Annotated in this window: 22 protein-coding genes and 1 pseudogene; 15 read left to right on the plus strand and 8 right to left on the minus strand. The window is 70.4% G+C overall.

Features of this window, described 5'->3' with window-relative positions; translation table 11 throughout:
- Position 1 precedes the first annotated feature (1 nt).
- The 4 genes from ACFV6H_RS17775 to ACFV6H_RS17790 are packed head-to-tail and all read left to right on the plus strand — an operon-like array spanning position 2 to position 2,676.
- A complete protein-coding gene (locus ACFV6H_RS17775) occupies positions 2-412 on the plus strand; it encodes a roadblock/LC7 domain-containing protein (protein ID WP_093595576.1) in 411 nt (136 codons plus the stop codon).
- Positions 409-780 (plus strand): DUF742 domain-containing protein, encoded by a 372-nt coding sequence (locus ACFV6H_RS17780; protein WP_384789428.1) that lies wholly within the window; start codon positions 409-411, stop codon positions 778-780. Before ACFV6H_RS17775 ends, ACFV6H_RS17780 begins: the two co-directional genes overlap by 4 nt.
- Positions 758-1,366, plus strand: a complete 609-nt coding sequence (locus tag ACFV6H_RS17785) for an ATP/GTP-binding protein (RefSeq protein WP_384984399.1) — start codon at positions 758-760, stop codon at positions 1,364-1,366. The genes ACFV6H_RS17780 and ACFV6H_RS17785 overlap by 23 nt, the downstream gene beginning before the upstream one ends.
- Entirely contained in the window at positions 1,363-2,676 is a 1,314-nt protein-coding gene (locus ACFV6H_RS17790) for a cytochrome P450 (RefSeq protein WP_385542698.1), read from the plus strand. The genes ACFV6H_RS17785 and ACFV6H_RS17790 overlap by 4 nt, the downstream gene beginning before the upstream one ends.
- A gap of 24 nt (positions 2,677-2,700) precedes the next feature.
- On the opposite strand, the gene ACFV6H_RS17795 is transcribed toward ACFV6H_RS17790, so the two are convergent.
- From ACFV6H_RS17795 to ACFV6H_RS17805, 3 genes are read right to left on the minus strand one after another with little or no spacing between them, the layout of a single operon-like run.
- Complete coding sequence (locus tag ACFV6H_RS17795; protein WP_385542701.1) at positions 2,701-3,462, minus strand: amino acid ABC transporter ATP-binding protein; 762 nt, start codon at positions 3,460-3,462, stop codon at positions 2,701-2,703.
- Entirely contained in the window at positions 3,459-4,364 is a 906-nt protein-coding gene (locus ACFV6H_RS17800) for an amino acid ABC transporter permease (protein ID WP_385543098.1), read from the minus strand. The genes ACFV6H_RS17795 and ACFV6H_RS17800 overlap by 4 nt, the downstream gene beginning before the upstream one ends.
- Before the next feature lie 17 nt (positions 4,365-4,381).
- The gene (locus ACFV6H_RS17805) at positions 4,382-5,275 is read right to left on the minus strand and encodes an ABC transporter substrate-binding protein (protein WP_384984390.1); all 894 of its coding nucleotides are present in this window, start codon (positions 5,273-5,275) and stop codon (positions 4,382-4,384) included.
- Between the two features lie 259 nt (positions 5,276-5,534).
- Between ACFV6H_RS17805 and ACFV6H_RS17810 the strand changes: the two genes are divergently transcribed.
- From ACFV6H_RS17810 to ACFV6H_RS17820, 3 genes are all read left to right on the plus strand, one after another.
- A complete protein-coding gene (locus ACFV6H_RS17810) occupies positions 5,535-6,611 on the plus strand; it encodes an alpha/beta hydrolase (RefSeq protein ID WP_385542705.1) in 1,077 nt (358 codons plus the stop codon).
- 53 nt (positions 6,612-6,664) lie between these two features.
- Positions 6,665-7,684: a helix-turn-helix domain-containing protein gene (locus tag ACFV6H_RS17815; protein WP_385542707.1), complete on the plus strand. Its 1,020-nt coding sequence runs from the start codon at positions 6,665-6,667 to the stop codon at positions 7,682-7,684.
- Between the two features lie 107 nt (positions 7,685-7,791).
- Positions 7,792-8,520: a class I SAM-dependent methyltransferase gene (locus ACFV6H_RS17820; protein ID WP_385542710.1), complete on the plus strand. Its 729-nt coding sequence runs from the start codon at positions 7,792-7,794 to the stop codon at positions 8,518-8,520.
- An 87-nt stretch (positions 8,521-8,607) separates the two neighbouring features.
- Here ACFV6H_RS17820 and ACFV6H_RS17825 read toward each other — a convergent pair whose 3' ends face one another.
- The gene (locus ACFV6H_RS17825) at positions 8,608-9,102 is read right to left on the minus strand and encodes a DUF5954 family protein (protein ID WP_385542713.1); all 495 of its coding nucleotides are present in this window, start codon (positions 9,100-9,102) and stop codon (positions 8,608-8,610) included.
- Positions 9,103-9,297: 195 nt separating this feature from the next.
- Here ACFV6H_RS17825 and ACFV6H_RS17830 point away from each other — a divergent pair, with 195 nt between their 5' ends.
- Positions 9,298-10,206, plus strand: a complete 909-nt coding sequence (locus ACFV6H_RS17830; protein ID WP_385542716.1) for a class I SAM-dependent methyltransferase — start codon at positions 9,298-9,300, stop codon at positions 10,204-10,206.
- Between the two features lie 31 nt (positions 10,207-10,237).
- Here the strand turns inward: ACFV6H_RS17830 and ACFV6H_RS17835 are convergent, their stop codons facing one another.
- Together ACFV6H_RS17835 and ACFV6H_RS17840 are read right to left on the minus strand one after the other, a co-directional pair.
- Positions 10,238-11,239: a hypothetical protein gene (locus ACFV6H_RS17835; RefSeq protein WP_385542719.1), complete on the minus strand. Its 1,002-nt coding sequence runs from the start codon at positions 11,237-11,239 to the stop codon at positions 10,238-10,240.
- 113 nt (positions 11,240-11,352) lie between these two features.
- Positions 11,353-12,660, minus strand: a complete 1,308-nt coding sequence (locus ACFV6H_RS17840; RefSeq protein WP_385542722.1) for a D-arabinono-1,4-lactone oxidase — start codon at positions 12,658-12,660, stop codon at positions 11,353-11,355.
- A 225-nt stretch (positions 12,661-12,885) separates the two neighbouring features.
- Here ACFV6H_RS17840 and ACFV6H_RS17845 point away from each other — a divergent pair, with 225 nt between their 5' ends.
- Positions 12,886-13,563 (plus strand): YoaK family protein, encoded by a 678-nt coding sequence (locus ACFV6H_RS17845; RefSeq protein ID WP_384984370.1) that lies wholly within the window; start codon positions 12,886-12,888, stop codon positions 13,561-13,563.
- A gap of 63 nt (positions 13,564-13,626) precedes the next feature.
- Here ACFV6H_RS17845 and ACFV6H_RS17850 read toward each other — a convergent pair whose 3' ends face one another.
- Positions 13,627-14,430 carry an SAM-dependent methyltransferase gene (locus tag ACFV6H_RS17850; RefSeq protein WP_385542725.1) on the minus strand — a complete coding sequence of 268 codons (804 nt, stop codon included), beginning with the start codon at positions 14,428-14,430 and terminating at the stop codon, positions 13,627-13,629.
- Positions 14,431-14,603: 173 nt separating this feature from the next.
- Here ACFV6H_RS17850 and ACFV6H_RS17855 point away from each other — a divergent pair, with 173 nt between their 5' ends.
- The 5 genes and pseudogenes from ACFV6H_RS17855 to ACFV6H_RS17875 all read left to right on the plus strand — a co-directional run bounded on the left by ACFV6H_RS17855 (position 14,604) and on the right by ACFV6H_RS17875 (position 20,068).
- Positions 14,604-15,395: a sulfite exporter TauE/SafE family protein gene (locus tag ACFV6H_RS17855; RefSeq protein ID WP_385542728.1), complete on the plus strand. Its 792-nt coding sequence runs from the start codon at positions 14,604-14,606 to the stop codon at positions 15,393-15,395.
- Positions 15,396-15,470: 75 nt separating this feature from the next.
- Positions 15,471-16,589, plus strand: coding sequence for an ABC transporter permease (locus tag ACFV6H_RS17860; protein WP_385542731.1), 1,119 nt, complete (start codon positions 15,471-15,473; stop codon positions 16,587-16,589).
- Positions 16,590-16,622: 33 nt separating this feature from the next.
- Positions 16,623-18,393 (plus strand): annotated as a pseudogene (locus ACFV6H_RS17865) (protein kinase).
- A 233-nt stretch (positions 18,394-18,626) separates the two neighbouring features.
- Entirely contained in the window at positions 18,627-19,079 is a 453-nt protein-coding gene (locus ACFV6H_RS17870) for a DUF4232 domain-containing protein (protein WP_385542734.1), read from the plus strand.
- 221 nt (positions 19,080-19,300) lie between these two features.
- Complete coding sequence (locus ACFV6H_RS17875; RefSeq protein ID WP_093602794.1) at positions 19,301-20,068, plus strand: VOC family protein; 768 nt, start codon at positions 19,301-19,303, stop codon at positions 20,066-20,068.
- 88 nt (positions 20,069-20,156) lie between these two features.
- Here the strand turns inward: ACFV6H_RS17875 and ACFV6H_RS17880 are convergent, their stop codons facing one another.
- Entirely contained in the window at positions 20,157-20,474 is a 318-nt protein-coding gene (locus ACFV6H_RS17880; RefSeq protein ID WP_237540591.1) for a UBP-type zinc finger domain-containing protein, read from the minus strand.
- A 317-nt stretch (positions 20,475-20,791) separates the two neighbouring features.
- Here ACFV6H_RS17880 and ACFV6H_RS17885 point away from each other — a divergent pair, with 317 nt between their 5' ends.
- Positions 20,792-22,513 (plus strand): PHP domain-containing protein, encoded by a 1,722-nt coding sequence (locus ACFV6H_RS17885; protein WP_384984349.1) that lies wholly within the window; start codon positions 20,792-20,794, stop codon positions 22,511-22,513.
- The last annotated feature ends 181 nt before the right edge of the window (positions 22,514-22,694 follow it).

Consider the following 22,694-nt stretch of genomic DNA (forward strand, 5'->3'; position numbering starts at 1 on the left):
CATGAGTTACGTGGAGAACCCGGAGCAACGCGGCTGGATGATCGCCGATGTCGCCGTGGTGCCCGGGGTAAGAGAAGTGATCGTCTTCAGCGCCGACGGACTGCTGCTGGCCAGCTCCGAGGGTATGAACCGCAACTCCGCGGACCGGCTCTCGGCGAACTGCTCGGGGCTCCAGTCCCTCGCCCGCAGCCTCGGCAGGGAGTTCGGCGAGGACGGCGGAGCCGTGCATCAGCAGATGGTCGAGTTCAACGGCGGTTTCCTCTTCATGCGCAGCGCCAACGGCGCCCATCTCGCGGTGGTGACGGGCCCGGTGGTGGACCCGAAGCTGGTCGCCCGGCAGATGCAGGCGCAGGTGCTGAAGATCGGCGCCGGGAATCTGAGCAGTCCGCCGCGACAGGAATCGGCTCGGTGAGCGGTCCAGAGGACGAGGGCGAGTACGGCGCCGGAGCCTTACGCCCCTATGTGATCACCAAGGGACGCTCCCGGCCCTCGCGGAACACCGTGGGCGTCGAGACGCTGCTCATCGCGGCCGATCCGCCGTGCGAGCTGCCGGTCTCCGCGACCAGGGAGGAGCGCGCCCTTGTCCGGATGTGCGAGCGGCTGCTCTCGCTGGTGGAGGCGTCCGCCCATCTCGAACTGCCGGTGAGCCTGGTGAAGGTGCTGGCTTCCGATCTCGTCGACAGCGGTCATCTGTCCGCGCGCTCCGGTGTCCCCCAGGCCGTGCAGCCCGACCCGCAATTGCTTCAGGAGGTACTGGATGGTCTCCGTCGGCTCCGCTGACCGCTATTTGCCCGACACTGTCCAGCAGGCTGTGAAGATCCTGGTGGTGGGCGCGTTCGGCGTCGGCAAGACCACACTGGTCGGCTCGGTCAGCGAGATCGAACCGCTGCGCACCGAAGAGGTGATGACCGAGGCGAGCGTCGGCGTGGACGATCTCGCCGGGATGTCCACCAAGACCACCACCACGGTCGCCATGGACTTCGGCCGGATCACGCTCAACTCCCGACTGGTCCTCTATCTGTTCGGCACACCCGGGCAGCGGCGGTTCTGGGATCTGTGGGAGGGCCTGGCGGAGGGCGCGCTCGGAGTGCTCGTCCTCGTCGACACCCGCAGGCTGGAGGACAGCTTCGACGTACTGGAGCAACTGGAGCTGCGCGGGCTGCCGTTCGCCGTCGCCATCAACCAGTTCCCGGACAGCGAGGAGTACGCCGTCCGGGAACTGCGGCGCGCGCTCGACCTGTTGCCCGAGACACCTGTGGTGATGTGCGACGCGCGGGAGCGTGCTCCGTCGGTGGACGCGCTGATCAGCCTGGTCGAGTATGTGTCCGCCGCCGGTACGGTGCGTACCAAGGAGCCCGCCTCATGAGCCATTCCTCGCCGCCCTCCCCGCCGCCTTCCCTGTCCTCGTCGGTCCCGTCGCCCTCACCGCCCTCACCGCCGCCCGGCTGTCCCGCGCACAGCGGCCGTACGGAGCTCTTCCCGCTCGCGTCCGCGACGGGCGCCGCCGAACCGCGCGAGGTCTACCGCGGTCTGCGGGAGCGTTGGGGCACCGTCGCCAAGGTGGAGCTGGAGCCGGGCGTGCCCGCCTGGCTCGTGATGGGCTATCGGGAGCTGCTGACCGTCACCCGCCAGGAACAGCTCTTCTCCCGTGACGCCCGCAACTGGCGCGATCTCAACGACGGTGTGGTCTCACCGCAGTCGGGACTGCTGCCGATGATGGCCTGGCGCGCCAATGTCATCGGCGCGGACGGCCCGGAGCACCGCCGGCTCCGCCAGCCTCTGGACGACGGTGTCGCGCGGATCGACCAGCGCAAGGCCCGCCGTCAGGTCGAGTCGGTCTGTACGGAGCTGATCGCGGAGTTCTCCCCGCACGGCCGGGCCGATCTGGTGAGCGAGTACGCGGCGATCGTGCCGCTGCTCTCCATCGCGTCGCTGTTCGGTCTGGACAGCACTGAGGGCCAGGAGCTGCGGCGGGCGCTGGTCGCGCTGTTCGGCAGCGCCGACGACTCGCAGGACGGCAACCGCCACTTCCAGGAGATCCTGGTCGACACCCTGTGCGAGCGGCAGCTCGATCCGGCCGACGACCTGACGACCGCGATCATCCACCATCCGAATCTGCGCACCGACGCGGAACGTCTTCAGTCGATGGTGGTGATGATCTCCTCGGGCACGGAGGGCGTCAACGCCTGGATCTCCCACGCGCTGAGGCTGATGCTCACCGATCCGCGGTTCGCGGCCCGGCTGCACGGCGGCCGGCTCGGTGTGGACGACGCCCTGGACGAGGCGCTGTGGCGCGATCCTCCGATGAACAACATGCCCGCCCGGTACGCGCTGCGCGACACCGAGCTGGGCGGCCGTCAGATCCGGCGCGGCGATGTGCTGATCCTCGGGATCGCCGCCGCCAACGACGATCCCGCGATCCGTCCCGACGAGGCGGGCGAGCCGGGCAACCGCGCGCATCTCGCGTTCTCGGCCGGTCCGCATGTGTGCCCGGCGCAGGTGCCGGCGCGGCTGATCACCCGTACCGCGGTGAACACCGCGCTGCATCTGCTGCCCGACATGACGCTGGCCATCCGGCCCGAGGAGGTGAGCTGGCAGCCCTCGCCCTGGACACGTGTTCCCGTCTCGCTGCCCGTGGAGTTCTCGGCGGCGCCGCGCCGGCCGGGGCCCGGATGAGAAGGGCCGGGGTGAGAAGGGCACTCAGAGGCGGCCCGCCTCGACGATCCGCCGCAGGAACCGCTTCGTACGCTCCTCCCGAGGAGCGCCGAAGACCTCCCGAGGTGTGCCGCGCTCCAGGACGACTCCCGCGTCGAGGAAGCAGACCTGGTCCGCGACCTCCCGGGCGAATCCCATCTCATGGGTGGCCAGCACCATCGTCATCCCGTCGTCCTTGAGGTCCCGTACGACCGAGAGCACCTCGCCGACCAGTTCCGGGTCGAGCGCCGCGGTGATCTCGTCCAGGAGCAGCAGCCGCGGGCGTACGGCCAGGGCCCGTACGATCGCCGCGCGCTGCTGCTGGCCGCCGCTGAGCCGGTCCGGGTACTCCCGCGCCTTGTCGCCGAGACCGAGACGGGCCAGCAGTTCCCTGGCCCGTTCCTCCGCCTCCTCGCGCGGGACGCCCAGGACCCGGCGCGGCGCGAGGGTGACGTTCTGGAGGACCGTCATATGCGGGAAGAGGTTGTACGACTGGAAGACGACACCGATCCGGCGGCGCACCGCGTCCGGGTCGGTCCGTGGATCGGTGATCTCCTCACCGTCGAGGAAGATCGCTCCGTCGTCGATCTCCTCCAGCAGATTGGCGCACCGCAGCAGCGTCGACTTGCCGGAGCCCGAGGCGCCGATCAGCGCCGTGACGGTGTGCGGTGCGACATCGAGGGTGACATCGCGCAGGACGACGCGGTCCCGGCCGAAGGTCTTGCGTACGGACTCCAGGCGCAGCACGGGAGCGTCGGCGGTGGTCATACGGTTCCTCCCTGCGCGCGTCTGCGGTCCATCCGGGCGGTGATCCAGTCGGTGAAGCGTGTCATCGGGATCGTCAGCGCGACGAAGACGAGGCCCGCGACCACGTACGGCGTGTAGTTGAAGTACTTTCCGGCGATGATCTGGGCCGCGTAGACGGCGTCGACGGCACCGGCGATCGAGACCAGTCCGGTGTCCTTCTGGAGCGACACCAGATCGTTCAGGAGCGGCGGCACGACGCGCCGTACGGCCTGCGGAAGCACCACGTACCGCAGGGTCTTGGCGCTGGAGAGTCCCAGCGAGCGGGCCGCCGCCCGCTGCGAGGGATGTACGGACTCGATGCCCGCCCGGAAGACCTCGGCGACATACGCGGAGTAGGTCAGCACGAGCGCCGTGCCGCCGAGCAGGACGGGATCCGTGGTGACGCCCTGGAGCCGGAGCGCCGGCACACCGAAGACGACCATCAGCAGACAGATGATCAGCGGCAGTCCGCGGAAGAAGTCGGTGTACGCGGTGGCCAGTGCACGGATCGGGAAGAAGACCGGGCCGCGCAGGGTACGGGCGATCGCCAGCAGCAGTCCGAGGACGAGGACGGCCACTCCGCAGACCGCCAGCAGCCGCAGATTGAGCAGCAGACCGTCGAGGACCTGAGGCAGCGCCATCCGCGCGTACTCGGCGCTGAAGAAGGTCTCACGGGTGCGCTGCCAGCCAGGTGAGCCGGTGATGACGAGGAAGAGGACCACGCCCGTCACCAGCGTGGAGAGCGCGGCGATCGCGGTGGCGCGGCGGGCTCGGGCGCGCTTGTACCGCTCGCGTTCGAGCCGTCGCGCGGACGGTGTGTACCCGTCCGCGCCGGCTTCCTCGCGCACGCCTCCGCCCTCGCCCGTGTCTCCGTCCTTCCCCAAGGGAACGGTGTTCGAGGTCACTTGAGTACCGGTGCGTCCACGGCGTCGGACAGCCACTGCTTCTCCAGCGCGGCGAGTGTGCCGTCCTCGCGCAGCCCGTCGACGGCCTCGGTGACACAGGTGGTGAGCGCGCTGCCCTTGTCGAGAACGAGCCCGAACTGCTCGGCGGTGCCTGCCGAGTTCGCGAACTGGCCGACGACCTCGGCGTCCGGCACCTCGGCCGAGGTGATGTAGAAGGCCGTGGGCAGATCGACGACGATGGCGTCGACCTGGCCGTTGCGCAGCGCGGACTTGGCGAAATCGTTCTTCTGGAAGACGGCGGGCTGCTGCGTCGGCTTGATCACTTCATTGATCGTGTCCAGGCTGGTGGTGCCGACCTGGGCGCCGAGCTTGGCGCCCTTGAGATCGGCGGCGCTCTTCGCTCCGGCGTACGGGGACTTCTTCAGCGCGACGACGGCCTGGCGTACGTCGTAGTAGCCCGAGGAGAAGTCGACGGCCTGCTTGCGCTGGTCGCTGATGGAGATCTGGTTGATGTCGAAGTCGAAGTTCTTCTCGCCCGGCGCGAAGGAGTTGTTGAACGGGACGGTCTGCCAGACGACCTGGTCCTTCCCGAAGCCGAGTGCCTTGGCGACGGCGTACGCGACGGCGGACTCGAAGCCCTTGCCGTTGGCCGGATCGTCGTCCTCGAACCAGGGCGCGTAGGCCGGTTTGTCCGTTCCGACGGTCAGCTTTCCCTTGGTCTCCGTCGCGAGCGTGGGCGCCCCGCAGGAGGACGCGGCGGACTGCGCGGAGGAGGGCGCGGAGGCGGAGGACTCGTCCGACGACGACGTCTCCTGCGGCGCGCAGCCGGTGGCGGCTGCGACGGCGAGGACGAAGACGGCGGGGAGAAAGCTTCGGGCGGTGAGGTGCATGGCGGGAGACTGACACCGCGCGGGGGTATCTGTCGAGATCACAGCGTTGCGATCGTATGAAATCCGCCGATGCGTCGCGGTCGCGAGGTTTGAACACCCATCGCGTGGGACGTGTCTCCTGGCTCATGGCACCTTCGTGCGGTGTGGCACCCGCCGGACGGCGGGTGATCTCCGCCGTCCGGCGCCGCCGCGCACTCCGGTCCGGAGGCAGGATGGCGTGATCGGCCACAGGGACGTGGCCGCGACCCAGGGAGAGCAGATGACCGCCGCCCCGTTCTCGGACACGCCGCCCGCAGCGGCCCCGCCCACGACGACATCCGCGCAGGGCCCGTCCGCCGACACGCGGCCCACCGCCGTACGGGACGGGCTGGTCGGACCGCCGCCGCCCTTCGATCCGGAGCTGGCGGCGGCGCTCGACGTCATCAACGAGCAGTTCGGCGGCCGGCTGAACCTCGACGACATCCCGGCCGTGCGGGCGGGCCAGGACCGGAGCCGGCTGTCCGACGAGGATCTGCGGCGCGACGGCGCTTTCGAGGTCGAGGAGCGTACGGTGCCGGGCCCGGCGGGTGAGCCGGACATCTCGCTGCTCATCTGCCGGCCGACCGGAGCCACCACCACGCTGCCCGCGCTCTACCACATCCACGGCGGCGGGATGGTCCTCGGGGACAACCGGACCGGCATCGACACGGTGCTCGACTGGGCCCAGGAGCTGGATCTGGTCGTCGTATCCGTGGAGTACCGGCTGGCTCCCGAGCATCCGCATCCCGCTCCGGTGGAGGACTCGTACGCCGGGCTGGTGTGGACGGCGGAGCATGCCGCCGAGCTCGGGATCGATCCCGGCCGGATCGTGGTCGGCGGCGGCAGCGCCGGCGGCGGTCTCGCCGCGGGCGTCGCCCTGCTGGCCCGCGACCGCGGCGGACCGGCACTGGCCGGGCAGCTCCTGATGTGCCCGATGCTCGACGACCGCAACGACACCGTCTCCAGCCTTCAGATGGCCGGTCTGGGCGTGTGGGACAGCGCGGCGAACCATGCCGGATGGACGGCGCTCCTCGGTGAGCGGCGCGGCGGCCCCGATGTCCCGCCGTACGCCGCTCCGGCGCGGGCCACGGATCTGTCGGGGCTGCCGCCGGCCTTCATCGATGTCGGCTCGGCGGAGACGTTCCGGGACGAGGACGTCACGTACGCCACCCGGCTGTGGCAGGCGGGCGGCGCGGCCGAGCTGCATGTGTGGCCGGGCGGCTTCCACGGTTTCGAGATGATGGCGCCGCAGGCCGCGCTGTCCCAGGACGCCAGGAACGCACCGCTCGTGTGGCTGCGCAGGCTGCTCGCGAACTGAACGGGCCGGGACGGACGCTTGGCACCGGCTGTCCGAAGCCGCAGGATGAAGTGGTGAAAGAGCTGGCGGGCAGGCTTGCCGCACTCGATCCCGACGCGGGCGCGGCGCTCCATGTGATCGTCTACTTCGACCGGCTGGTCGAGGGCCGGGCCGGGCTGGAGTCGCTGGTGCGCGGCGCGGCGGTGCTGTCGGGCTGCCCGGCCCGGCTGGTGGACGAGGCGCGCGGAGTGCGTATCCGTGTCGGCGCCGACGGAATACGCCAGGACGGCGGCGGTCCGGTCGATCCCGGCTGGATGTCGGCAGCGCTGGTGCCGGACGGTGTCGCGGCGGTGTGGCTGGAGCGGACCGGACCGCCGAACGGCGTCGACGCGATGGTGCTGGAGCGGGCGGCAGCCGCCGCGCGCGATGTGCTCGACCGGACCAGAGGCCGGGCGCCGTCGGGAAGTCCGGCCGCCGACCCGGCCTCGGTGGAAGTGCTGCTGGACGCCTCGGCGCCCGAGCACGCCCGGTGGCAGGCGGCCGTCCGGCTCGGTCTGCGGGACACGGCGCTCGCCCGCGCGGTGGCGCCAGCGGGAGGCGCGACCGTGGTCGAGGCGATGCCCTCTACCGGTACACGTACGCCCTCCACCGGCGGCCGGCGCGCCGGGATCGGCCCGGCGGTGCCCGTACTCGATCTGCCGGCGTCCGCGACCGCCGCGCGGACCGCCCTGCGGTTCACCGCGGAGGGCGACGAGCACGATCCTGGCCCGAGGACCGTATACGCGGACGAACTGGGCGGTCTCGCCCTGCTGGCGGACGCCGTCGGTCCCGATGCGGAGCCGATCGCCGATGTACGGGCGCTGGAGCGCGCCGTCGCGGCGGCTCCCTGGGCCGCGTCGACGCTCCACGCGGTCGCCTTCGCCACGAGTCTGCGGGCCGCGGCGGCGGAGCTGACCATGCACCACTCCACGCTCCAGGACCGGCTGGTACAGGCGGAGCACTGGCTCGGCTGGCCGGTGCACGAGCCGCACGGACGGCTCCGTCTCCAGCTCGCCCTCACCGTGTGGCGGCTCCACCGCACTCAGCATCTGTGAGCCCGGGCCCGGCGGCGGACGGTGCGGCGGTGCGGCGGACGGCGGACGGCGGACGGTCCAGCGGGCAGGGACACGACAGCGGCCGGGAGTGGTTAGGCTGGCCGACGATGTTCTCCCCTGAGGGCCCGACCCTTCGCGAACTCGCCGTACAGGCGCTCTCATCCGTCGAGCACGGCTATGACCTGCTGGCGCCGAAGTTCGACCGGACACCGTTCCGTACGCCGGATCAGGTGCTGGACGCGGTGGTACGTACCGTTCGGCCGCTCGGCCCGTTCCGTACGGGACTCGACATCTGCTGCGGCACCGGCGCCGGGATGGGCGTGCTGCGGCGGCTCTGCGACGAAAGGATCGTCGGCGTCGACTTCAGCGCGGGCATGCTCGCCGCCGCCGGATCCGCGATGCCGGATCTTCCCGGCGGACCGGCCGTGGAGTGGGTACGGGCCGACGCGCGCGCCCTGCCTCTCGCGCCCGCGTTCGATCTGGCCGTGAGCTTCGGCGCGTTCGGTCATTTCCTGCCGGCCGAGCGGCGGGCGGTGTTCGCCCAGGCGCGTGCCGCTCTCCGGCCGGACGGTCTGTTCGTGTTTCCCGTGCCCGCGCCGCCCCGGGTCGGCTCCGGGCTCTACTGGGCGCTCTGGGGTTTCGACTCGGCGATGCGGCTGCGCAATCTGCTCTGGCATCCGCCGTTCGTCATGTACTACCGCACGTTCCGGCTGCCGGATGTGCTGGACGAACTGGCCGGTGCGGGATTCACGACCGGTCTGCTGCCCTTGTCCGATCTCGGCCGCCGGCCCGACGGCAGTCCTCGCTGCGCCCTGGTGGTCGCGCGCGGAGCATGAGCCGGGCCCGGTCGGCCGGTCAGCCGTCCAGTGGTCAGCGGTCCGGTGGTCGGTCGTCCGGTGGTCCGTCCGTCCACCTGTCAGCGGTCAGTCGTCCAGCGGCCGTCCCGGACCGCGCGGCCCGGGACGCTCGTCGAGCACCTCGGGGAACTCCTGGTCGTGCGGGCGTGGCGGCTGCGGGCCATGGGCGGTCATGATGACGGTCTGCTCGATCCGTACGACGCGGTAGACGTCCTCGCCGATGATCACCTGGTCCTCACCGCGCGCGACGGCCTCGGCGGCCCGGGCGAAGCGCCGGCCCAGCTCGCCGCCGTTCGCGGCCCGTACCAGCAGGACATCACGGAGATCCAGCCGTGCCTCCTCCTCGGCGGCGACGGCGGGAAAGAGCTGCCGCCAGCCACGGTCCTCATGGAGCATCGCGGCATATCCGGTGTAGTGCGCGATGGACACCGGATCCACATCCGGACCGTCCACCGGGAAGGCGCGTCTGAGCGCCTCCTCGCGTGCGCCCAGCTCCAGCAGCCGCCGTGCCGCCGCTTCGTCGAATAAGCCGTCCGCCGTCTCGTCCGAGTTCGCGCTCATACGAGCAGAGTGCCGTATGACGGCGGTTCGCGCGGCACGGATACAAGGATCATCCGGTGGAAATCCGGCCATCTTTCCGTCATACGAATCCGCCACTCAGAGATGCCATAACCGCAGGCGGGACGCGGTTGAATGGGTGTGCTGGAGGCATATGTGGCACAGAGGCAGTCGAACAAGCGCGGGGAGCGTTGCGCCATGGACGACGACGAGAGGCGCCAGGAGCAGAACCGGCGGAAGGATCTTCGGAAGGACGGGCGGAGAGGCCGCGGAGAGAAGGTGCCCGTCGCGCTCAAGGGCGTTCCCGAGACTCTGCTGTGGAATCTGTACCAGCGCGCGTGCGACGCGCGGGACCCGACTTCCACGTTTCAGGATCCGAAGGCGGTCGAGCTCGTCGACGCCGTCGACTATCCCTTCGCCCAGACCTTCGGCCCGCCCAGCCCGTTCCTGGCGCAGGGCCAGGCCTTGCGCGTCCGTACCTTCGACGGCGTCGTACGGCACTTCCTCACCGAGCGTCCCGACGGCACGGTCATCGCGCTGGGCGAAGGTCTGGAGACCCAGTTCTGGCGGGTGGACAACGGCCGGATGAACTGGCTCACCGTGGATCTGCCCGAAGCCGTGGCCGTCCGGCTGCGGCTGCTGCCCGACGGTGAGCGGCGCCGTACGTTCGCGTGCTCCGCCCTGGATCCGGCGTGGCCCGACCAGGTCGACACCGCCCGCGGTGTGCTCGTCACCGCCCAGGGCCTGCTGATGTATCTGCGGCCTCCCGAGGTCCGGGAGGTGATCGCCACCTGCGCCGAGCACTTCCCGGGCGGAGCGCTCGTCTTCGACGCGGTGCCGAGGTGGTTCAGCGCCCGTACGACGCACGGCGGGATGAGAACCGCCCAGGGCTTCGCCGTCCCGCCGATGCCGTGGGGCATGGACGCGGGTGAACTGCGCAAGGTCTACGGCGCGCATCCGTACATCACGGCCGTACGCGAAGTGCCGCCGCCGCGGGGGCGCGGTCCGTACTACGGCGTGGTCCAGCCGGTGCTGCGGCGGGTGCCCGTCGTACGGAATCTCCGGCCCACCATGACCGTACTGACCCGGTTCGCGGCCCGGCCGTGATCGGGCAGCGGACGGCACGTGGCCCGCACTGTCATGCCTGCCCGCTCAGGGCACGCACCGCCGCCTTCGAAGCCCTCTCGACCATGGCGACGCCCGCCTCCTTGCTGGCGCTGCCCCGCGAGAGCACTGTCAGCAGATAGCCGTGCCCGTCCACCGTCACGCGCCCGATGCTGTTGATGTCCCACAGGCCGGTCGCGGTCCGCGGCAGCCAGCCGTTCTTCAGCCCGGTGAGCGTCCCCGCCGCGGACACGCCCCAGTCCTGGTCCGTCGACACCGTGCCCATCAGCCCCCTTATAAAGGTCTGTGAGGCCTCACTGAGGTCGGACTCAGAGTCGTCACCGAACACGGCGGAAAGCAGGACCAGTTGATCGGCGGCCGTGGTCTGGGTCAGCCCCCAGTGGCCGTTCACTCCGGCGGTCGTCGCCTTCAGCCCGAGTCTTCGGTTCGCCTCGTCCAGGCCGGACGACCCGCCGATCGCAATCCACAGCGCGTCCGCCGAGGCGTTGTCGCTGAGGCGGATCATGGAGGTCGCGTAGTCCTTCTCCTCCGCCGTCAGATGGCGGTCCTGGTCCTGTGCCTGCAGCAGCAGGGCCACCAGGATGTCGACCTTGACGATGCTCGCCGTGTCATAGGTCTTCCCGGACCCGTACGACGCCGTGTCCCCGTCCTCCGTGTCCAGCACCGCCACCGAGAGGGAGGCCGAGGTGGACTTCACGACCGGTTCGAGCGAGGTGGCCAGCGCCTCGTCCGGATCCACCGCGGGCTTGTCCGGCTCTGCCGAGGGCTTGTCTGGCTTCGGCGAGGGCTTGCCATCGGCCCCGGAGCCCCGGCCGGCCTCCCCGGCCCGTACCGCGCCCACCGCCCGGAGCCCCGGCAGCGGGGCCGCACCGGATCCCGGCGGAACCGGCGCGACGGCAGCCCGCGCCGGGACCGGAGCGTCGCCGCCGGTGGTCAGCAGGAGACCGCCGGCCGCGACCCATCCGGTGACCAGGAGGGCGGTGACGGGGTTCGGAGCGATTCTGTGCCGGGCCATGGCGTGAGGTTAGAAACAGATTCTGTGATGTGGATATTTTCCAGGTAATAGGTTGGTGACAATATTCCCGGCACCAATATTGGCGGACGATCCGCCCGGTAGTGCGGACCACGCTATCTTCCGGGGAAATACCGGCCGATCAGCTCATTGCGGAACACCCCGCGCGGGTCGAGCTTGGCGATGAACGCCTCGAAGTCCGCGTACCGCTCGTACAGCTCCCGGACCCGCTCCGGGCCCATGGTGAAGACCTTTCCCCAGTGCGGTCTGGCGTCGAAGGGCGCCAGCGCCTCCTCGATGGCGGCCAGCACCGGCGTCACCGCCGCCATGTCCGGGTGCCAGGTGAAGTGGAAGGCGACCGAGTCGCGGCCGTACGCCGGGCTCAGCCAGAGATCGTCCGCCGCGACCGTCCTGATCTCACCGATCTGGAGGGCGGGCGCGATCCGCCCGCCGATCGCCGTCAGCGCGTCGAAGGCCGCGGGACCGTCCTCGCGCGCGACGAAGTACTCGCTCTGGAGTTCATCACCGTTGCTCGGGGTGAACTCGGGCCGGAAGTGCGGCAGCCGCTCGTGCCAGGGCCCGGGAGCACCGCCCTGTACGGTGCAGGTCCCGGCGTCCATACCCGGCACCGGATGGCGGGGGCCGTCGGCGAGCGCCGCGCCCAGCCAGATGTCCGGCGCGGGGTCCGGATGGCCGTCGCCGGTCCGCTGCTTCAGCCAGACCTGGTCGATCCGATCGGTCCGCCAGGTGGTGAAGAGGCTCACGCTGTACGCGGCGGACAGGACGTCGTCGAACCGCTCGCGCAGCCGCCCGTACGGAAGCCCTTCGTACACCCACTGCCGGAAGTCGTGTCCCGGCACCAGATCGAGCGTCATCCGGGTGACCACACCGGCCGCGCCCAGCGCGACCACCGCGCCCGCGAAGTCCTCGTCGCCCCGGGCGAGCGTGAGCAGCTCGCCGTCGGCCGTGACGAGTTCCAGCGCGCGGACCGCGGAGGCCAGGTTCCCGTTGCCGGTCCCGGAGCCGTGCGTCCCGGTGGCGCAGGCTCCGGCGACGGAGATGTGCGGGAGCGAGCCGAGGTTGTGCAGCGCCAGCCCGGCCCGGTGCACGGCGCCGGTGAACTCGGCGAACCGCAGGCCGGCACCGACCGTGACCGTGGCGGCCGTCGTGTCGACCTCCACGGTCCTGGGCAGTCCGGCCACCGAGATCAGATCGCCATGGGTGTCCGCGATCGTGTTGAACGAATGTCCGCTGCCCAGTACGCGCACCGCGCCGCTTCCGGCGACAATCTCCCGCAGCCGTTCCATGGAGGGAGGCGTGTGCACGCGTGCCGCGTTGAAGGTGATGTTGCCGGCCCAGTTCCGCACCACCGGAGGTATGGCGGTGTCATCGGGGACGACGGGATGTCCGGACGCGTGGGGCACTGGGTTTCTCCTTCTGCGTTTTCGTGCTGCCAGAACGGTCTCGTGACGGTCTCGTGCTGCCAGAACCTTTCTGCTCTGCCAGGACTCTGACATGCGCGTGGTGCGGACGGGCGGGCGGTATGCCGCGACTAGGGTGTGGGCTCGGCCAGGCGGCCCGGCCGGCTCCGGCGCGGAAAGACTCCAGCGTGGAAAGTAGGTGTCCCTGTGCCCGACGAGGAGTTTCCCGTGGCGCGGCGGTGGGCCGTGGGAGCGCTGCTGAGCATGACCTTCGCGAGCGGTCTGGTGGACGCGGTGAGCTATCTGCGGCTGGGACATGTCTTCGTCGCCAATATGACAGGGAATGTCGTTTTTCTGGGGCTCTCCATCGCCAAGGCGCACCACCTGTCGGTGGTCGGTCCGGTCGTGGCCCTGACGGCCTTCGTCCTGGGCACATTTCTCGGCGGCCGACTCAACAAGCACTTCGGCCGGCGGCCCCGGTTCTGGCTCGCCGCCGCCTTCGCCGGGCAGGCCGCCCTGCTTGCCCTGACGGCCGCACTGGTCGGCACGGGTGTGCTGCGGGCGGAGGGCAGGGCCACCCTGCTGATCGTCGCACTGCTCGGCGCCTGCTGCGGTCTCCAGAACGCCACGGTCGGCCTTCTGGCGCCGCGGGATCTCACCACGTCCGTGCTCACCAGGACGCTCACCGCGCTCACCTCGCAGAGTGTCTTCGGCGCGGGCACCGGCGCCAAGCCGCATCGCCGGGCGGGATCGGTGGTGGCTGTGTTCGCGGGCGCGGCCACCGGAGGGCTGCTGCTCCAGGTGACCTTGGCGGGAGTCATCGGCCTCGCGGCCGTGGCGGTCATGGGCGCCGCGGTGGTCTTCGCACTGGCGCCCGCCGCGCGCACGGCCGCCGCGCGCGACTGATCCGTACGGTTCGATCCGTACGGCCGGACCTGATCCGTACGGTCCGGGTACGGGACCAGGTGCTTACGGCTTGCGGCCGACGCCGCTCCACATCGGGATGTCGTCGGCCGGTATGTCGTGCGGGCCCGGGCGCCACCGCGGCAGTGACACCACACCGGGCGCCAGCAGTTCCGTACCGTCGAAGAAACGTTCCACCTGGTCATGCGTACGAGGTGTGGCGGCAGCGTGCGCGGCGGCGCGCTCGTTGTAGACGCGCATCGACTCGGCGACCTCGGCGGCGCTGATGTCGGACGCCGGGTGGGAGATCACGAGATGGCTGCCGGAGGGCAGCGCGTCGAGCAGCCTGCGGACGACACCGTACGGATCGTCGGCGTCCGGGATGTACTGGAGGATCGCGACGAGCATCAGCCCGACCGGCCGGCTGAAGTCCAGCGTGTGCCGTGCCTCGGCGAGGATGGTCTCCACATCGCGGGCGTCGGCCTCGATGTAGTCGGTCCGCCCTTGGGCCGAGCCGACGAGCAGGGCGCGTGCGTGGGCCAGCACGATCCGGTCGTTGTCCACATAGACGACACGGGAGTCCGGAGCGACGGACTGGGCGACCTCATGGGTGTTGTCCGCGGCGGGAATGCCGGTGCCGATGTCCAGGAACTGCCGGATCCCGGCCTCGCCCGCGAGATGACGGACCGTCCGGCCGAGAAAGGCGCGGTTGGCGCGGACGGAGGGAACGATCCCGGGATTGGCCTCGGCGGCCAGTTCGGCGGCCTCCAGATCGGCGGGATAGTGGTCCTTGCCGCCCAGCCACGCGTTGTACACGCGGGCGGGATGGGCCACGCCCGAATCGAACTCCGGCGGACGCTCCATGCTCATCACATTCACCCTCTCGGCCCGTTCTCCCGACGCGATCTTCGCGGCAGCCCCAGCGTACGCATCCGACCGCACTCGCGGAGCCTCTCTCAGCACTCCGCGCACTCCGCCAAGTACTCCTCCCGCCAAGGGCTGTGCTCGCGGTGGGCCCACCGGGCATACCATCAGACGTTGGCATGGACATAACTTGGTGGGGATTCGCCGCGCTCGCCCTGGCGGCGGCGCTCGTCGGCTTTTCGAAGACCGCGGTGAGCGGTGCGAATACGGTCAGTCTGGCCGTGTTCGCCGCCGTGCTGCCCGCACGTGATTCGACCGGGGTGCTGCTGCCTCTGCTGATCATGGGCGATGTGCTCGCCGTACTGACCTACCGGCGGCATGCCCACTGGCCGACTCTGTGGCGGCTGTTCCCGGCGGTCGCCGCGGGCGTCGTGGTGGGCACGGTCTTTCTGCTGTGGGCCGACGACGCGGCCGTCCGTACATCGATCGGGGCGATTCTGCTGCTGATGGCCGGAGTCACGGTGTGGCGGCGGCGCGCCGGCGGAACGGACGGTACGAAAGAGACGGCGGACATCGGCCAGGACTCGGGCGACACGGATCGCCCGGAACCGTCGGGCGGTCGTCTCAAGGCCCGTTCGTACGGAGTGCTCGGCGGGTTCACGACGATGGTCGCCAACGCGGGCGGCCCGGTCATGTCGATGTATCTGCTCTCCGCGGGCTTCCGGAAGCTCGGCTTCCTGGGGACCTCGGCGTGGTTCTTCCTGATCGTCAACACCTCGAAGGTGCCGTTCAGCGTGGGACTCGGTCTGATCGACGCCCACTCGCTCCTGCTGGACGCCGCCCTGGTGCTCTTCGTGCTGCCGGGCGCCTATATCGGCAAGGTCTGTGTGAACCGGATCGACCAGCGGCTCTTCGAGCGCCTGGTGATCGGAGCGACCGTGCTCGGCGGACTTCAGCTGCTACTGCGCTGAGCGCTCACTGCCCTGCCGCCCGGATCCGCTCGGATCCGCCCGGGGATTCCGATATGAGTGCCTTACGGTGCTTTCATGCGTAAGGATCATGAAGGTGACGCCCGCTCCGGCGGTACGCACGGCGGACACCGGACCATGGCCGGGAGGCGGGCCGCCTTCAGATCCTCGCCCTTCCTCCCGGCCACCGTCGTGACGGTCATCGTCGCCGCCGCGGCCGGGCTCTTCGCCGGTTCGTACACGTACAACATGGCCAATCCGACACCGCACCGCATCCCCACCGCCGTCGTGGGCCCTCTGCACACCAGCGCCGCCACCGCCTTTGTGGACGGTATGGAGAAGCGGCTCAACACCTCGCTCGAACTCCATCCCTTCGCGACGGGCGCCGCCGCGCGCCACGGAGTGGAGGAGCAGGAGGTGTTCGCGATCCTGACCGTACTTCCCGGCCGTGTCGATCTCGCCGTGGCGAGCGCGGCCGGCGCCTCCGTGGCACAGGTGCTCACGGAAGCGGCGCCGGCGGTGGCCAGGTCGGTCGGTGTCCCGGTGCGGATCAGCGATGTCAAGCCGCTCCAGAAAGGCGATCCGCGCGGTCTCGCGCTCTTCTACATCTCGCTCGCGGCCGTGATCCTCGGCTTCGTCGGCGCCACTCAGCTCTCCGTCCACGCGAGCGCGCTCAACCCTGGCGAGCGCATTGGCTGCACCGTGGTCTACGCCCTGCTGGGCGGCTTCTCCATCGCCGCGGTGGTGGACTGGTGGCTGGGCGCGATCCGCTTCCCGTTCGCCGAGTCCTGGCTGATCCTGGCGTTCACGATGTTCACCACCGGAATGGTCTTCACCATGTTCCACACCCTGATCGGGCGCTGGGCGTTGGTCCCGACCTGGGGACTGATGGTGCTGCTGGGCGATCCGTCCTCCGGAGGTGCCGTCTCCTGGCCGCTGCTGCCGTCGCTGCTGGGCCATATCGGCCGCTGGCTGCCGCCCGGCGCCTCGATCAACGCCCAGCACACCGCCGTCTACTTCGGCGACGCACAGCATGTGTTCCCGTTCGCCGTGCCGGCGGGCTGGGCGCTGGTGGCCACGGCCGTGTTCCTGATCTGGCACAAACGCCATCCCGGCGGCCGGCGGGAGCGTACATCCGCGCGCGCCGCTCCACCGCCGGAGGGCACCGGACGCGACCAGGATGCGGGAGCGGTGTGACCGGCCGGGCACACTGCTCGTACCCTGAGCGCCATGAACGCAGGGGGCCAGGAAAGACGCGTGATCGACGGCCGGTTCGAGCTGCTCGGCCGGCTCGGCGCGGGCGGTATGGGAATGGTGTGGCGCGCCCTTGATCTGGTGCTCCACCGCGAGGTGGCACTCAAGGAGGTACGCCCGCCCGATCCCGCGCTGCTCGCGGCGGATCCGGCGGCAGCCAGGCTGCTGCGCGAACGGGTACTGCGGGAGGCCAGGGCGCTGGCCAGGATCGATCACCCGGGCGTGGTGACGATCCATCACATCGTGGACTCGCCGGAGATGGTCCATCCCTGGATCGTCATGGAGCTGGTGGCGGGACAGTCGCTCCAGGAGCGGCTCGCCGAGGGCACGTTGACGCCCGTCGAGGCCGCCACGATCGGGCGCGGAGTGCTGGCGGCGCTGCGCGCGGCGCACGCGGCCGACATCCACCACCGGGATGTGAAGCCCGCCAATGTCCTGCTGCGGCCGGACGGCCGGCCGGTGCTCACGGACTTCGGTATCGCGGCGCTCCGCGAGGCCACCGGTCTGACGGCCACCGGTGATCTCATCGGCTCTCCCGACTACATCGCTCCCGAGCGGATACGCGGCGACGAGAGCCGTACCGCCTCCGATCTGTGGTCGCTGGGCATGCTGATGTACGTGTCGGTCGAGGGCCGGCATCCGCTGCGCCGGGCCACCTCCCTGGCCACGCTGGCCGCTGTGCTCGACGAGGAGATACCCGCGCCCGTCCGGGCCGGAGCGCTCTCTCCGGTGCTGATGGCGCTGCTCGACCGGGATCCGGACGCGCGGCCCGACGCGGCCGAACTGGACCGGCTGCTGGCCGCGGTGGTGGACGGGCCCGGCTCCGCGCCGGGAGTGGCCGACGCGGTGGTTCCGGAAAAGGCGGACGCGGTGACTCCGCATCAGCCGCCTCAGCAACCGCCTCCCACTCCGGCCACCCGGGTGCTGACACCGCCGTCGCGGTACGAGCAGCGACCCGCGTCGCCGTACTCCGGCTATCGCTCGTCGGCGAATCCCTTCACGCCGCCCGCGTCACCGGCCCCGCGCGGATCCACGTCCGGTCCCGGACTCGTGTCCGACACCGGCGCTCCGGCCCGCCGAGCGGGCGGCGTCCGCAGACCTCCGTTCGTCCCGATCGCCGCGGCCGTCGTCGGCGTCGGGCTGACCGGAGTACTGATCTGGGCGCTGCTCCCCTCGCAGGGCGACAAGGGCGGCGACGGCAACACTCCCGGCGCGGACCGGCCGGGCACCAGCGCCCCCGCCGATCCATCCCCACGGTCCTCGGAGTCCTCCGATCCGGTCACCTCGCCCCAACGATCCGACGAGGGCTCCCTGTTGACACCGTCGGGCGTCAGAGCAGTGATCGGAAAGCTCAAGCCCGTCATGGGCGGCACGGAGGTCAGCAAGTTCAGCCTCTACAGCGACCACGCCTCGGCGGACGCGCTCATCGCCGGGAGCAAGGAACTGTACGACTCGTTCGACTACCGGGACGGCCAGGTCACCAAAAGGGATATGGGCGGCACGCTGCGAGGGCACCGTCGACCTCCTGTCCTTCGACTGGGACGCCCTTCCCGCTCTGTTCAGCAAGGCCGAGAAGGACCTCGGTGTCGACAAGCCGACCAATCGCTACATCTACGTCGACCCGTCATGGGCCTTCGCCGACGACCAGCCTGTGCTGCTCGTCTATCTGTCGGACAACTACGGCGGTGCCTATCTGGCCGCCGACCGATCAGGCAAGGTCCTCAAGAAGTACGCGCGCGGCGACTAGGGCCTCTCGTTTGGATCTTGCTGGGCTCGCGTGCCCTGGCACCGCGCCTCGCCGCGTTGTCGTCACTCAACGACGCTCCGCGTCGCCTCCCTCCTCCGCCTTGCGATCCACGGCACCAACGCCGACATCAGCCGCTCCCGCGGCGGGCGCTCCCTGATCCAGCCAGATCCAAACGAAAGACCCTAGCCGCACCGGCGGCAGCGGCTCTCGCCCTTCTTCTCGCCGGTACCGGCATGTCGGCCGCCGTCGCCGCGCCGGCGGTCCTCGCCACCTGTCGGCAGGGCTCGGTCGAGGTGACCGCCGCCCGGGGCGCCACGGCCCATGTCGTCCGTATCAGCGTCACCAACGGGAGCGGGCGCGCCTGCGTTGTCGACCGCATTCCCACCGTCACCTTCGGGGATCTGGACGGCGCGGCCCAGCCCGTACCGCCGTCGGAGAGCGCTCCCTACCGGCTCGCCGCCGGAGGCTCCGCGTACGCCGCCGTGCGCACCCTCGACCCGGCCGCCGACGAGAACCGTACGGTCTCCTCCCTGACGGTGGCGGCCGATCCGTCGCACTACGGCGAGGAGTTCACCGCCGCGTCCCTGGGATCGCCTCGGGGCATCCGGGTCTGGGAGCCCGTCACCACGCTGTGGCAGCCCACCCGCGCCAAGGCGGACGCGGCCCTCGCCGCCGCGACGCGCTGACACCACGCGTAGGCACCGCGCGCCGGCACCGTGCCGGGGTCCGTACGACGTCCCGACGACGTCCCGCGGACCCCGGTACGACCGGCACCCGGCGAGGAAGTCGTGCGCGGCCTGGCAGAGTAGAGACAGGGAAAGCGGTAACACGTAGTGGCAGCAAGGCCAGTGGAGAGCGGCGACACGTGACGGACGAGGGCGGAGTGAGCGGTGTGGAGCGGGACAAGATGGAGTCACAAACGGTTGCGGGAGCCCCATGCTGGGTGACTCTCCTCTCACGTGAACTGCCCGCCGCCCAGGCCTTCTACGGCGATGTCCTCGGCTGGTCCTACCGGCCGGCCGGGCTCGGGGACGACTTCTGTGTCGCGCTCTCCGACGGGATGCCCGTCGCGGGCATCGGCGCGCTGGCCTCCTCCCTCCAGGTCGCCGTCTCCTGGACGCCGTACTTCGCGGTGGCCGATGTGGACGAGGCCGCGGCCAGGATCAGGGAGCGCGGCGCGACCGTGGCGGTGGGCCCGCTGGCCTTCCACTCGGGCCGGGCCGCGCTGGCCATGGATCCCGACGGCGCGGCGTTCGGGATCTGGGAGGGCGCCGTACGCACCGACTGGACGGTGGGACGCGGCAGCGCGCCGGCCTGGCTGGAGCTGCGCACCCGCGACACCGCCGACGCGGCCCGGTTCTACGGCCAGGTCCTCGGCTGGGCGCCGGAGACCGAGGGCGGACTCACTCTGGTGCGTGAGGACGGGGACGCGGTGCTGCGGCAGGACGAGCATGTGGTCGCCAAGATCCGCGGCGGCGCCGTACAGGCCGTGCCCGATCCACGGATCAGACCGCGCTGGCATGTCTACTTCCGGGTGCCCGAGGTGCCCGGTTCGGTCGACGCCGCGCTCAAGAGCGGAGGCGCGCTGCTCTCGCCGCCGGATCCCTCGCCGGAGCTGCGGGAGGCGACGCTGCGCGATCCGGACGGCGCCCTGTTCACCGTGACCTCGGGCTGACACCAGCGGGCCGGGCGTCCCGGGGGCAGCCGCCCCGCCCCGAGACGCCCGGGTCGTGCCGGTCCGGGCCGGTGGTGGCCGTACCGCGTCAGGCCGGCCGTACGGGAGGAACGCCCTCGACCTCAAAGACGACCTCGTCCTCGTAGCACCACCACCAGCCCTCGCCGGGCTCGTAGGAGCGGATGAGCGGATGGCCGGTCGCCTTGTTGTGCGCCGTCGCGTGCTTGTTCTTGGAGGAGTCGCAGCAGCCGATGTGTCCGCAGCTCTGGCACTCACGCAGATGCACCCAGGTGTCACCGAGCGCGACGCACTCCGGGCAGCTGTCGGCGCTGTCCGGGTCCACCGGTTCGACATCCGCGAGATGACTACAGATCATCCCGCCGATCCGCTGTTCATCGTTCTCCATAACGCCGCCGCCCGTCCGACCCCACAGGTCCCTTCGAGTCAGTCGCACCTTCACCGTACGACCGGTCTCCCGCACCCGCCAGCAGAGCGGACCGCCGAGCTCTTCCTCGGACTTCTCGGCCGGGTTCCCGCCCTGACCTGCCAGGGCTTGCCGCGGGCCGACCCGAAAAGCTGCCCTTGACCCGCACTCGGAAAACAGCATGCGTGGGTTCCGTACGGCTTTCAACATTCGGCGTACTCACTGCCGTCACCAGGCCTTCATTCCGCCGATCGACCATCTGACTCGCTGAGCAGTACTGGGACCGGCGAGGAGCTGCAATGGGCCACGGCCATCACCACCACCCGCATGACCACACGCACGACCACGCGCATGACACTCCGGCCGACAACGGCCCTCTGCCGGCGGCGCTCGACGCCGGCGTGCCGGACAGCGAGCTGTCACCGAGCCAGCTCTCCCGCCGCTCGATGCTGCGCCGCACCGGCCTGCTCGGCGCCGGTCTGGCCGGAGCGGGCGTCCTCGGCGGCGCCACGACCGCCGCCGCCGACTCGAAGGGCTCTCCGCTGGGCAGCCGCTCCAAGAGCAACGGCTTCCTGTGGCTGGCGGGCGACCACCACATCCACACGCAGTACAGCAACGACGGCAAGTACCGCGTCATCGACCAGGTCCGCCAGGGCACGGCCCACGGTCTGGACTGGATGGTCATCACCGACCACGGCAGCGAAGCGCACGCCAAGATCGGTGTGGACAAGGTCAACCCGGACATCAAGGAAGCCCGCAAGGTCTTCAAGGACCAGCTCGTCTTCCAGGGCCTGGAGTGGAACATCCCGGGCGCCGAGCACGCCACGGTCTTCGTCCACCCGGGCAGCAACGAGGTGGAGGTGCTGAAGAGGTTCGAGAACGACTACGACGGCAGCCTGCACCCCAGCTCGTCCAACGACGTCAACGAGGCCCTGGCCATTTCCGGCCTCCAGTTCCTCGCCGACCAGGTGCGCCGTCGCAAGGTCGACGACGCGCTGATGCTGGCCAACCACCCGGCCCGTAACGGCATCGACTCGCCGCACGAGATCCGCGGCTGGCGCGACGCCACCTCGTCCGACCACCCGATCGCCATCGGCATGGAGGGCGCTCCCGGTCACCAGGCCGCCGGTCTGCCGGCTCCCAAGGGCGGCGCCCAGGCCCGTGGCTTCTACGGCAACGGCCCGGGCTCCAGCTCCTTCCCGGGCTACCCGGCGGACAGCTACCGCACCTGGGGCGGCTTCGACTGGATGACCTCCACCGTCGGCGGTCTCTGGGACAGCCTGCTGGCCGAGGGCAAGCCGTGGTGGATCACCGCCAACTCGGACTCGCACCGGGTCTACGCCGATCCCTCCGTCTACGGCCCCGACGACAACTTCTCGGTCAACGGCAAGCACTCCGACCCCGTCTACGGCAACGACGGCCTCAACCTCACCGAGGGCGACTACTGGCCGGGCCACTACAGCCGTACGCACGTCGGCGCGGACCGGTTCTCGTACGCGGCGGTCATGGACGGTATGCGCGCGGGCCGGATCTGGGTCGACCACGGCGCCCTGATCAGCGGTCTCGACGTCCGTATCAAGGGCAGCAGCCGCTGGACCACGCTCGGTGGCGCGCTGCACACCAAGCGCGGTGACAACGTCGAGCTGACCATCGAGATCGCGCTCGCCAATGGCGCCAACTGGGCGCAGTTCGTGCCGAAGCTGGCCCGTGTCGACATCATCCAGGGCGATGTCACGGGACCGGTCCGCGACAAGGACACCTTCACCGCGCCGACCGCGAAGGTCGTCAAGTCCTTCGAGGTCAACGAGTCGACGGGCACGGTGAAGCTCACGTACAAGCTCGGCAAGGTCTCCAGCCCGCTGTACGTCCGGCTGCGCGGTACCGATGGCAAGCGCAGCGCGGTGGGCGTCCACGGTGCCGCGGTCGACCCGTTCGGCCCGGCGATCGATGTCGTCGGTTCCGCCGACCCGTGGCAGGACCTCTGGTTCTACTCGAACCCGATCTGGGTGCTGCCGTCCTGACGCCGGTCCGCTGGATCCTGTCGTCAGAGGCGGGGAACATTCCGGGACGGCCCGCCGTTGTGGAGTGTGAGGCTGTGGATGGAACTGAGTCCCCGGGGCCCGTATAAGAATCGCCCATAAGGAAGATCGTTCGGCTGAAGCCTTATGGAGCACCTCGCTGTGAGGCGACCGCCATCCGCAT

This window comes from Streptomyces sp. NPDC059743 (assembly GCF_042732975.1).
Taxonomy (GTDB): domain Bacteria; phylum Actinomycetota; class Actinomycetes; order Streptomycetales; family Streptomycetaceae; genus Streptomyces.